The following is a 3,458-nucleotide window of genomic DNA, read 5'->3' on the forward strand; positions in this document are numbered from 1 at the left end:
CTTGCTGCGGTGGCGGCCCAGCACGTTCTTCAGGGCGCCCACCTCGATCGGATCGCCCAACGGCGTGCCGGTGCCATGGCATTCGATGTAGTCCACGTCCTGGCCGCGCAGCCCGGCTTCCGCCAGCGCCCGCGTGATGACGGCCTCTTGCGCCAACCCATTCGGCGCCGTCATGGATACGCTGCGTCCGTCCTGGTTCACCGCCGTTCCGCGGATCACCGCCAGAATAGCGTCACCGTCGGCCTCCGCGTCGCTGAGGCGCTTCAGCACCACCGCGCCTGCGCCTTCGCCACGGCAATAGCCGTCCGCCGTCTCATCAAATGTGGCGCATCGCCCCTGCGAAGACAATGCCTTGGTCGCACAGGCGCTGACAAACATTCGGTGATGCAGCATTACGTTTACGCCGCCGACCAGCGCCATCGAACAAATGCCCTGGCGCAATTTGTCAACCGCCAGATCGACCGCCACCAGAGAAGAAGAACAGGCGGTATCAATAGTGACGCTGGGGCCAGTCAGCCCTAACAGATAAGAGATGCGGTTGGAGGATATAGAACCGGAAACCCCCGCGCCAAAGTAAGGATTGTGGGCCTCTTCGTCGCGCCCCATGCTGCTCCAGTCATCGTTCGCCAAACCGATGTGAACGCTGGTCGATGAGCCTTTTAAACTCGTTTTGTTCAATCCGGCGCTATGGAAAGCATCATAGGCCACTTCCAGCAATAATCGCTGTTGAGGATCCATCACTTTAGCCTCCGCCAGCGAAATGCCGAAAAAGGCATAGTCGAAGTCTTCGGCATGGCTGATGAATGCGCCCTGGCGGGTATAGCTGCAGCCGGCGGCATCACGATTGGGATCGTAGACTTCGTCAATATCGAACCGTGAGGCGGGAATATTGCCGACACAATCGGCGCCGGCCAGCATCATCTGCCAGAAGTCTTCCGGAGAAGAGACATTCCCAGGCAAGCGGCATGACGTGCCTATGATGGCGATCGCTTCTGCCTCGCCGTCTCCCCTTTCAGAAACGGATGGAATCATTTCCTCTTCAATCTTTCTGACCAATGGTGGGTAGTGTTTGTACAACAGATTGAAATGGTGCCCATCACACGGAACCACCTCGAGCGTGGATGCCAACTCATGACAACGTTTTATAACGTCGGTATCGCTCTGGAAGGAACGGCTGGCCTCACGCATCATCTCGGATTGCGTCTCAATGGGCGGAATGGTGCTCTGGAATAGCAGCACGGGCGCGAACAGCTGCCGCGGCGCCACATAGTTTTCCAGGAGAATTTCAAAAGGTGCAGGTTTTGGCGGAGCAATAAACGGCACCAAATGGCGAGGATCAAACATGATCACCCGTGACAAACGTTGCTGCTCCTCCAAATGCAGCCCCACCTCGAGCGCAAGCGCGGCACCAAAGGAAAGCCCGCCAACGCTGTACGACGGGCTGGGCACCTCGCGCAGCATGGCTTCACGCAACGCGGCGGCCACCGATTCCAGAGTAACCTGTTGCGCCAGCGGGTCTGCCGGGATCGCCGGCATCGCGGCGTATACCGGCACAGAAAGCGCCTGCGCTAACGTGCCGAAGGTTTTCTCTGCGTTCCCCATAACGCCGCCGATCAGGAACAGCGGTTCCCCATCCGTTTTATCATTCAGACGCTGCCAAACAACGGTTGACACCGACGATGTCTTGGCCCCCAGTTGCTCAATGAGATGCAAACTGACGTCGCGAGCGGTCGGATAGTTGAAAACGAAATGCGCGGGCAATTCCAGCGATGTTGGCAATGATTTCAGCAGTGCCTGCCTAATCTGTACCAAATCGAGAGAAGACAACCCCGCCTCCATGAAAGGCAAGTCTTCATCAAAGCGTTTTTCCGACAAGAAGGGTTCAATGCTCTCTCTGACCAATTGCCGCACGTCTTCGACTGACCACTCCGCCTGCGCATCCGCGCTCGATGTGGACGGCGTCGCCATCGCTGTCATAAAGGAAGAAAAACGTGGGGATAAATGCGAGAGCTTTCGCCACGCAATCGGGGAAGCACAGATGACGCCACGGCTGCGTGACTGCAGCAACCGCGCCAAGAGCGATATTCCCGATTCGTTATCAAGCAGACCATAGCCTGATTGTTCAATGCGCGAGACAGCGTGACTGCGTACCGCCATCCCGACATCTGACCATGCTCCCCATTGGATGGACAATGCGCATTCGCCGGCCTGAGCCCACCGCTCCGCCAAAGCATCCAGAGCGCTATTGGCCGCCGCATAACTCGCTTGCCCCGCCGACCCCAATGTCGCGGCCACAGACGAATACAACACAATAAAATCTGTCGGCGAAAGAATATCGTGCAGATGCCTTGCGCCGAGCACTTTCGCCGCCTGAGCCTGCATGAACATCTCGGCCGACTGGTTAACCAGCACGCCATCCGTCAGGACGCCCGCGGTGTGGATAACCCCGGCGATGTCCGGCCATCCCCACACCGTCAATTGGCGGAGCACCGCTTTAACCTGATCAGCCTCTGCCACATCACACGCTAAACTGGCCAGCTGAATGCTTTTTCCCCACTGCGGCACAGGCGTAATAGGCTGCCCGCTGCGTGAAAGCAGCACCAGATGCGTCGCGCCCTGTTCCGCCAGATATTGAGCAGCCAGTCTGCCAAGCGCTCCGTTGCCGCCGCTGATTACGTATGTCGCCCCGGCGCGAAGGCCATTCCCCTCGCCCGATGGCGGTTGATATCGCTGCAGACGCGGCACCTGCAACTCGCCCATGTCGCTCAGGCGGCACTCATCCTCCATATCCTCACAAACGCACAACGACAGCGCCTGCATCAGTTGGCCGCGATATAAAGCCAGGCAGCTCAGCCGCAACGCCTGTTGTTCTAATCTGGCGGTACGCGCCAGGCCCCATAGGCCGGCGTCGCCTTCCGAATCGGCGCGCTTCAACAACACCAGTCGCGCGCTCATGCCGCTCTTCAAGACGTTCAGTGCCTGTACAACATCCTCTTCGTCGCCCTCGCTGAAGAGCGCGACGGTATTCCAGTCTTTCTCCGTCAGTGCCGCAGCAATCTCCGCCGGATCGTTCGCAACCATAGAGATCCAGTCTTTTGGCAACGCCACAGGCACCTTACGCCGCGACAGCAGAAGATATGGGCCAGCTCCATTGACCTCTGTCAGCGGTTCTGCCGGCATCCATTGGGTCTGATAGAGCATATCTGCGGCGCTTACCGCAGGTTCGGCGCTTACCGATCGGCGCAATGCTTGTTTCGGCACCGGTTTTTCCCATTGCAGCGGCACATAGGTAAACGGATTGAGTGCGGGGGTTCCGCGCAGCGTCTCTGCGGAGGCTATCCACTGCGTTCGCACATCGGGCGCGATACGCTTCGCCATGTTGATCAACGTCGCACCCGGTCCGATTTCAAACACGCCGTCCGGCGTGCCGCCTTGCCCCAGCAACGTTTGCACCGCCT

Annotated in this window: 1 protein-coding gene; it reads right to left on the minus strand. The window is 58.7% G+C overall.

Annotation, left to right across the window (positions count from 1 at the left end):
• Positions 1 to 3,458, minus strand: a 3,458-nt coding sequence (locus ACJ8IM_RS25100; RefSeq protein WP_442516256.1) for an SDR family NAD(P)-dependent oxidoreductase, incomplete at both ends; no start/stop codon positions are given.

Origin of the sequence: Serratia sp. CY33525, from assembly GCF_052169115.1 — a bacterium.
GTDB lineage: Bacteria > Pseudomonadota > Gammaproteobacteria > Enterobacterales > Enterobacteriaceae > Serratia > Serratia sarumanii.